This window comes from Frankia nepalensis (assembly GCF_016786325.1).
Lineage (GTDB): Bacteria > Actinomycetota > Actinomycetes > Frankiales > Frankiaceae > Pseudofrankia > Pseudofrankia nepalensis.
The window spans coordinates 36,335-44,970 of the sequence record NZ_JADWYU010000111.1 but is presented as its reverse complement, the minus strand read 5'-3'; the positions used below and the strand labels follow the sequence as shown (position 1 = coordinate 44,970).

The following is an 8,636-nucleotide window of genomic DNA, read 5'->3' as shown; positions in this document are numbered from 1 at the left end:
CACACCCACGTCCGAGCGGGCAAGGGCCACTGGGGTCATTCTGGCGCGCCCATAGTTACGTTCATTTCCGTTCCAGAGTCGTGAACAGCGCCTGTCAACAACTCCCAGAGGGCAGAAACGGCGATCATGACCGGCGCCGGGACAGGGCGGGGGCCGGCACTGGCTGGAGCTGCCCGCGGGCAATACCCGCCCGGTCGACGGCCAGGGCAGAGCGGCGCCCCCCGCCACCCCGCTCCCGCGTCGTGGCGCCCCCCCCCGAGGGATCCCCGGCGTTCTGTCAGACGCCAGGGTCACGAAACGGTGCCGGTCGTGGCTCTGGCGCCTGACACGGTTCCCCGGGACGTCGGACAGGACGAGCGCGCCGCCGCACGCGCGGGCGGCGTGTCCTGACGGCGCGCCGTCAGGACACGCCGGCGCGCCTCGGCGAGCGTAAGCGGCATGTGGCCGGGTAGGGGGCGTCAACAAAGCGTCAAGAAGGATCTCCGACGCTTGTTGGCGCCCCCACGATGTGACACGGCCGCGGTCACGGGATCAGACGGAACGGTCCAGGACGCCCGGCCAGGCTCGGCCAGGGTGTTGGACTTGCGACGGAGGTATCCGTGACGGCGCGGCCGAGTGCTCCCAAGGACGCGCCGGAAACGAACCGCGCGCCGGAAGGGGACGGCCCACCCGACCCGCCGGACCCGCGCGACCGGCCGGACCCTCGTGACCGGCCGGACCCCCGTGACCCGCCGGACGCGCCGGAAGGCCGGGCGGCGCCGGCCGCTCCCCCCGAGGACGCGGCGGCGGTCGAGCACCTGACGCGCGCGGGCCAGTGTCGGCGTGCCCTTCGGGTCTGGCTGCTGCAGGGCCTGTCGGAGCAGTCGCGGCGGCACGCGGGCCCGCACGCCCAGCCGGCCGAGGAGCACCGGCGGCACTCCTGGTGGCGGGTCATGTGCCTGACCGGCGTCGACTACTTCTCGACCCTGGGCTACCAGCCCGGCATCGCGGTGCTCGCCGCCGGCATGGTCAGCCCGATCGCGACGCTGGTGCTCGTGCTGGTCACGCTGTTCGGCGCGCTGCCGGTGTATCGGCGGGTGGCGCGGGAAAGCCCGCACGGCGAGGGTTCGATCGCCATGCTGGAACGCCTCCTGCCGTGGTGGTCCGGCAAGCTGCTGGTGCTCGCGCTGCTCGGCTTCGCCGCCACGGACTTCATCATCACGATCACGCTGTCGGCGGCGGACGCGACGGCTCACATCGTCGAGAACCCCTATACGCCGGGCTTCCTGCACGGCCAGTCACTGATCATCACGCTGGTGCTGGTCGGGCTGCTGGGAGCGGTGTTCCTGCGCGGCTTCACGGAGGCGGTCGGCATCGCCGTCGTCCTCGTCGTGGTCTACCTGTCGTTGAACGCGACGATCCTCATCGTCGCGTTCGCGCAGGTAGCGAGCGAGCCGCACGTCATCGAGGACTGGCGCCAGCTCCTCGTCAACGAGCATCCGAACCCGTTCCTGCTCGTCGGCGTCGCGCTCATCATCTTCCCGAAGCTGGCGCTGGGCCTGTCCGGCTTCGAGACCGGCGTCGCCGTGATGCCACTGATCAAGGGCGACCCGACGGACACCGAGGAACGCCCGCTCGGCCGGATCCGCGACGCCCGCCGGCTGCTCACCACCGCGGCACTGATCATGAGCGTGTTCCTGCTGGGCAGCAGCCTCGCCTCGGTCTGGCTGATTCCCGAGGACGCGTTCGAGCCGGGCGGGCCGGCCAACGGCCGGGCGCTCGCCTACTTGGCCCACGACCTGCTGGGCAACGGCTTCGGCACCGTCTACGACCTGAGCACCATCCTGATCCTCTGGTTCGCGGGCGCGTCGGCGATGGCCGGGCTGCTCAACCTGGTCCCGCGCTACCTGCCCCGCTACGGCATGGCCCCGCACTGGGCGCGGGCGGTCCGTCCGCTCGTCCTGGTTTTCGTCTCCGTCGGCCTCCTCATCACCTGGATCTTCGATGCCAGCGTCGACAAGCAGGGCGCGGCCTACGCGACCGGGGTGCTCGTCCTCATCACGTCGGCGTCGCTCGCGGTCACCCTGTCCGGCATGCGCCGGGATGAGGAGGGACGCCGGCACACCCGACGGATGGTCATCTTCGGGTTGATCACCGCCATCTTCGTCTACACGACCGTCGACAACGTCATCGAACGGCCCGACGGCCTGATCATCGCCTCGATCTTCATCTTCGCGATCATGCTCGTGTCGTTCGTCTCCCGCGCCGTACGGGCGTTCGAGCTGCGGGTCACCGAGGTCCGGCTCGACGACACGGCCCGCCGGTTCATCGCCGACGCCGCCCTGCTCAGCCGGCGCGCCGGCTACGAGACCGGCGGCCACCGCGGCGACCTGCGGCTGGTCGCGAACGAGCCGGACACCGGGGACGCGGCCGAGTACCGGGACAAGGAGGCACAGGTCCGCCGCGACGTGCACATCCCGGCCGGCGACCCGTTGCTGTTCGTCGAGGTGACGATCAGCGACGCGTCCGAGTTCGAGAGCGCGCTCGACGTCGCCGGCGTCGACCGGCACGGCTACCGCGTGCTGCGGCTGACCGCGACGTCGGTCCCGAACGCGATCGCCGCCCTGCTGCTGCACCTGCGCGACCTCACCGGAGCGCGCCCACATGTCTACTTCGAGTGGACGGAGGGCAACCCGTTCACGAACCTGCTGCGCTTCCTGGTCTTCGGCGTCGGGGAGGTCGCGCCGATCACCCGCGAGGTGCTGCGCGAGGCCGAGCCGGACCGGGCCCGGCGCCCCGCCGTCCACGTCGGCTAGAGGGAACCTCATGACCGGTGCGCGGGGCGGCCCCGACGGGCGGCTGGTCATGACCTGTGGGGAGTTCGACCATGATCCCAGACGCTGTGGTGCCGAAAACCCCCTCGTCTGGCACCACAACCCAGGGACCGATCCCAGGACCGGCCAGCCACCAGCGATGTCCATCGCCCCACGTGGTCGGCCAACGCCAGACCTCGAAACCAATGGGAAACGGCCGGCCGACGGGACACGGCCGGCCGACGGGACACGGCCGGCTGACGGGACACGGCCGGCTGACGGGACACGCCACGCCTGGCACCCGCCTCACCCACCCGCTTCACCCAACAGAGCGAACATGACGAGACGAGCGGTCAGATGACAACGGAAAACGCCGAAGGGGCGCGGCGCGGGCGGTTGCGGATCTACCTGGGCGCGGCGCCCGGGGTTGGCAAGACGTACGCGATGCTGTCGGAGGGCTGCCGCCGGGCCGGGCGCGGCACCGACACGGTCATCGCGCTGGTCGAGACCCATGGGCGCCGGCTCACCGCCGAGCTGACCGAGGGTTTCGAGATCGTCCCCCGGCGGGTCCTGTTCCACCGGGGCGCCCGGTTCACCGAGATGGACGTCGACGCGGTCCTGGCCCGCGCGCCGGCGCTCGCGCTCGTCGACGAGTACGCGCACACCAACGTTCCCGGCTCGCGCAACGCCAAGCGGTGGCAGGACGTCGAGGAACTGCTCGACGCCGGCGTCGACGTGGTCACGACCCTCAACATCCAGCACCTCGAGTCGATGAACGACGTCGTCACGACGATCACCGGGGTGCCGCAGCGCGAGACGATCCCGGACGCGGTCGTCCGGGCCGCGGACCAGGTCGAGGTCGTGGACATGGCCCCCGAGGCGCTGCGCCGGCGGATGGCGCACGGCAACGTCTACGCCGCCGACAAGGTCGACGCGGCGCTGGCGAACTACTTCCGGGTCGGCAACCTGACCGCGCTGCGCGAGCTGGCGCTGCTCTGGGTCGCGGGCAAGGTCGAGGAGCAGCTCGACCGCTACCGGGCGGCGCACGGCATCACCGCCACCTGGGAGGCCAGGGAGCGGGTCGTCGTCGCGCTCACCGGCGGGCCGGAGGGCGACACGCTGATCCGCCGCGCGGCCCGGATCGTGGCGCGCCACGGCGGGGGCGACCTGCTGGCCGTGCACGTCAGCCGCCCGGACGGGCTGGTCAGCGGCGCGGACCCGGCGGCGCTGGCCCGCCAGCGCGCCCTCATCGAAAGCCTCGGCGGCACCTACCACCTGGTCCTCGGCGACGACGTCCCGGCGGCGCTGCTCGACTTCGCCCGCGCGGAGAACGCCACCCAGCTCGTCCTCGGCGCGAGCCGGCGCGGCCGGTTCGCGCAGCTGTTCAGCCGCGGCGTCGGCGTGACGACGACCGCCCGCTCCGGCTCGATCGACGTCCATCTCGTCACCCACGAGGAGTCGAGCGCCCGCGGCGGGGAGGGCCGCGCGACCGGCCCCGGCGGCGGCCCTGGCGGCCGCGCCGGCCGCGGCGGGCTCCCGCTCGGCCGGCGGCTGACCGGGTTCGCGGTCGCGGCGGTCGCGCTGGCCGCGCTCACGGCGCTGGCGGTCGCGAACCGGACGACGCTGAACCTGACCAGCGACACGCTGCTGTACCTGCTCGTCGTCGTCGCGGTCGCGCTGGTCGGCGGGATCTGGCCCGCGCTGGCGACGGCGGTCGCCGCGTCGCTGTTGCTCAACTACTTCTTCACGGCGCCGATCCACCGATGGACGATCGCCGAGCACAACAACACGTTCGCCCTGGTCGCGTTCGTCGCGATCGCCGTGGCCGTCAGCCGGGTCGTCGACCTGGCCCGCCGGCGCTCCGCCCAGGCCGCCAAGGCCAGCGCCGAGGCCGAGACGCTGGCCACGCTGGCCGGCACGGTGCTGGCCAGCGAGCATCCGCTGCCCGCGATCCTGGAACGCGTCCGCGAGGGCTTCGGGATGACGTCGGTGACGCTGCTGGAGGCGCTCTCCCCCGGCGAGGAGGCCGCCGCGCCACCCGCCCCACCGCCCGCCGCGGCCGGCGCCGCGCGCGCCAGGGTTGAGCCGGCCGCGCCCGCGACGCCCGCGACGCCGGCCGCCCCGGCGGTGCCCGGGCGGGAGCGCTGGGAGGTGGTCGCCGCGGTCGGGACGCGGCCGTGCGCCCGGCCGTCCGAGGGCGACGTCGAGGTGCCGGCGGGCCCCCGGTTCACGCTCGTCCTGCGCGGGCGGCCGGTGCGGGCCGAGGACCGGCGGCTGCTGGCCGCCTTCGCCGCGCAGGCGACGGCCGCCGCCGAGCGCCATCGGCTGTCCGAACAGGCGGCCTCCGTCAGGCCGCTCGCCGAGGTGGACCGGGTGCGGTCGGCGCTGCTCAGGGCCGTCAGCCACGACCTGCGCGCGCCGCTGGCCGCCGCGAAGGCGGCCGTCACGGGGCTGCGCGCGCGGGACGTCACCTGGTCGGCCGAGGAGCGGGCCGAGCTGGTCGCCACCGCCGACGAGTCGCTGGACCGGCTGACGAGGCTGGTGGAGAACCTGCTGGACATGAGCCGGCTGCAGGCCGGCGTGCTGTCGGTGTTCCCGCGGGCGGTCCACGTCGAGGACGTCGTCGCGCTCGCGCTCGACGGCCTCGGCCCGGACGCGACCGGGGTCCGGATCGGCGGCGGGGCCGCCGGCCAGGAAGCCGGCCAGGAAGCCGATCAGGAGCCCGGCGAGGAGGCCGGCCGGGAGCCCGGCTGGCTGGCCGGCCAGGCGGGCGCGGAGCCCGACGTCCCCGCGGTGCGCGCGGACCCGGTGCTGCTGGAGCGGGTCGTCGCCAACGTGGTCGCGAACGCGATCCGGTTCTCGCCCGCGAAGTCGCCGCCGCTGGTCACCACGAGCGCGCTGGGCGGCCGCGTCCAGATCCGGGTCATCGACCACGGCCCCGGCGTGCCCCAGGCCGACCGGGACGCGATCTTCCAGCCGTTCCAGCGGCTCGGCGACCGGGACAACACCGCCGGGACGGGCCTCGGCCTCGCGCTCTCCCGGGGCCTCATCGAGGCGATGGACGGCACGCTCACCCCCGAGGACACCCCCGGCGGCGGCCTGACGATGGTCATCGACCTGCCCGCCCACCAGCGGGACGCGGCCACGCCCGGCCAGGAGGCCGCCGGTCCGGCGACCGGGCCGCCCCCGCCGGACGGCGGCCAGGAAGGGCCGGAAGCCGACGGTAGCGGCGCCGCCGGCGGGATATCACTCGGTAACGACGCCCCGCCAAACGGCCGAGCCGCGGGCCCACGGAGCGCCGACGGGCCGGAGGACCCTCGATGACCAAGGTGCTGATCGTCGACGACGAGCCGCAGATCCTGCGGGCGATGCGCATCAACCTGCGGGCGCGGGGCTACGAGGTCGTCGTCGCCGACACCGGGGCGGGCGCGCTGACCGCCGCCGCGGCGACCCGGCCGGACATCGTGATCCTCGACCTCGGCCTGCCGGACCTGGACGGCGTCGAGGTCATCCAGGGTCTGCGCGGCTGGACCAGGGTGCCCATCGTGGTGCTCTCCGGCCGGGCCGAGAGCCGCGACAAGGTCGGCGCCCTCGACGCCGGCGCCGACGACTACATCACCAAGCCGTTCGGCATCGACGAGTTGCTCGCCCGGCTGCGCGCCGTCGCCCGCCGCACCGGCGAGCAGGCGGCCAGCCCGGTCGTCCGCCTCGGCCGCGTCACGGTCGACCTCGCCGCCCACCGCGCCACCCGTGCCCCCGCGCCCCTCACCGACACCGCCGGCCCGGCGGCCGGGGACGGCTACCCGGCGCCGCCGGACCAGCCGGCCGAGCCGGACCAGTCGGGCGAGCCGGGCGAGGAGATCCACCTGACGAAGACCGAGTGGGGCCTGCTGCGGGTGCTGCTCAGCCACCCGGGCAAGCTCGTCAGCCAGCGCCAGCTGCTCACCGAGGTCTGGGGCGCCAACTACGAGACCGAGACCCACTACCTGCGCACCTACCTGAACCGGCTGCGCCAGAAGCTGGAGGACGACCCCTCCCGGCCCCGCCACCTGCTGACCGAACCCGGCATGGGCTACCGCTTCCAGCCCTGACCTCCGGCGCCGACCAACCCGCCGCCCCCGTCGCCGCGTCGACTTTGGATGCGTCCTTGGATGGTTTCGGTCAGGGCGGGAGATACGTACCCTGCCGATATGGGCGCGGTGACGACCGGAGGGCGCGTCGCGGTCCGGCGGCTCGAGTACCGCGCGCTTCTGCCGGCCGTGCTCACGCGGGACATCTCCCCGGCCGGCGCGGCCGAGGAGCCGCCGGCACCCCGGTCGGCGCGGGACTGGGCCGTCGACATCATCTTCTTCGCGCTGGCCGTGCTGGCCGGGCTCACGCTGTACGCGCAGACCATCGAGGTCAACCCGGACGCGCCGCCGGGGCTGAGGCTCGCGGACCTGGCGTCCGGCCTCGTGGCCTGTGTGGCGCTGTGGTGGCGGCGGCGCTGGCCGGCGACGATCACGATCGCGCTCACCCCGCTCGGCGCGGTCTCGACGTCGATGGGCGTCGCGGCGCTGATCCTGCTGTTCAGCACGGCCGTGCACCGCAGGCTGCCGGTGGCCGCGGCGGTCGCGGGCATCTTCTGGCTGCCGAACCTCGTCTACCCGCTGGTCTGGCCGGAGCCCGGCTTTCCCTACCTCGCGTCGGTGGCGCTCGGCACGGCGATGACGGTCGGAGTGACCGGCTGGGGCATGTTCGTCCGGGCCCGCCGCCAGCTCGTGTTCTCGTGGCGGGAGCGGGCGGCGCTCGCCGAGGACACCCGGCACCGCCAGGTCGCCGACGCCCGGCGCGCCGAGCGCGCGCGGATCGCCCGCGAGATGCACGACGTCCTCGGCCACCGGCTGACGCTGCTGGGCCTGCACGCCGGCGCGCTGGAGTACCGCCCGGACGCCCCGCCCGAGCAGATCGCCCAGGCGGCCGGCGTGGTCCGGGCGAGCGCCCAGGAGGCGCTGCGCGACCTCCGCCAGGTGATCGGCGTCCTGCGGACCGACGACGCGGGCACGGACGGCGAGATGCCGCTGGTGGCGGCACCGACGCTGGCCGACATTCCCGGGCTCGTCGACGAGTCCCGGCGGGCCGGGATCCCGGTACGCGCGCACTACCAGCTGACCGAGCCGCACACCGCGACGACGTCGACCGCGCACGCCGGCTACCGGACCGTGCAGGAGGGCCTGACGAACGCCCGCAAGCACGCCCCGGACGCGACGGTGAAGGTGCTGGTCGACGGGGCGGCCGCGTCGGGGCTGCACATCGAGATCCGCAACCGGCTGCCCGCCGGGCGTCCGGGCTCCGCCGGGCCGGCGGACGGGGCGCACCGACGCGGGACGGGGCTGGTCGGGCTGACCGAACGGGTCCGGCTCGCCGGCGGAGCGCTCGAGCATGGCGTGACGGCTGATGACGAGTTCCGGCTGTATGCCTGGCTGCCGTGGGACGCCCAGCAGGCGGGCGCGGCCTCCGGGACTTCGGTCGCGCCCGCCGCGTACCGGCGACAGTTCGCCGGTCGCCTGGGCGCGCCCGCGGCAGACGCGGCAGACGTCGCGGACGCGGCGCGGGAGAAGGGCGTCGCGAGCGAAAGGCGCGGGACGGCCGAGAAGGACACAGCGGTCCAGAGAGGTACGGCGGTCGACAAGGGCACGGCGGTCCAGAGGGGTACGGCGGTCGAGAGGGACACGGCGGTCAAGGTCGAGAAGGACACGGCGGGGAGGGACGCCGGGTGACCGGCGCCGGCGCCGCGAACGGTACGGGCGGTACGGGCGGTACGGGCGGCGCGAACGGTGTGGGCGGCGCGGACGCCGTGCCCGT

Annotated in this window: 4 protein-coding genes; all 4 read left to right on the top strand. The window is 74.5% G+C overall.

Translation table 11 applies throughout. The features are described 5' to 3' along the window. The first annotated feature begins 797 nt into the window (after positions 1-797). The 4 genes from I6A81_RS14010 to I6A81_RS13995 all read left to right on the top strand — a co-directional run bounded on the left by I6A81_RS14010 (position 798) and on the right by I6A81_RS13995 (position 8,551). Positions 798-2,795 carry an APC family permease gene (locus I6A81_RS14010; RefSeq protein ID WP_203007977.1) on the top strand — a complete coding sequence of 666 codons (1,998 nt, stop codon included), beginning with the start codon at positions 798-800 and terminating at the stop codon, positions 2,793-2,795. Between the two features lie 354 nt (positions 2,796-3,149). Next, a complete protein-coding gene (locus I6A81_RS14005; RefSeq protein ID WP_238438319.1) occupies positions 3,150-6,116 on the top strand; it encodes a sensor histidine kinase in 2,967 nt (988 codons plus the stop codon). Next, positions 6,113-6,883 carry a response regulator gene (locus I6A81_RS14000; RefSeq protein ID WP_203000860.1) on the top strand — a complete coding sequence of 257 codons (771 nt, stop codon included), beginning with the start codon at positions 6,113-6,115 and terminating at the stop codon, positions 6,881-6,883. The genes I6A81_RS14005 and I6A81_RS14000 overlap by 4 nt, the downstream gene beginning before the upstream one ends. Positions 6,884-6,982: 99 nt before the next feature. Continuing rightward, complete coding sequence (locus I6A81_RS13995; RefSeq protein WP_238428465.1) at positions 6,983-8,551, top strand: sensor histidine kinase; 1,569 nt, start codon at positions 6,983-6,985, stop codon at positions 8,549-8,551. Positions 8,552-8,636 lie beyond the last annotated feature (85 nt).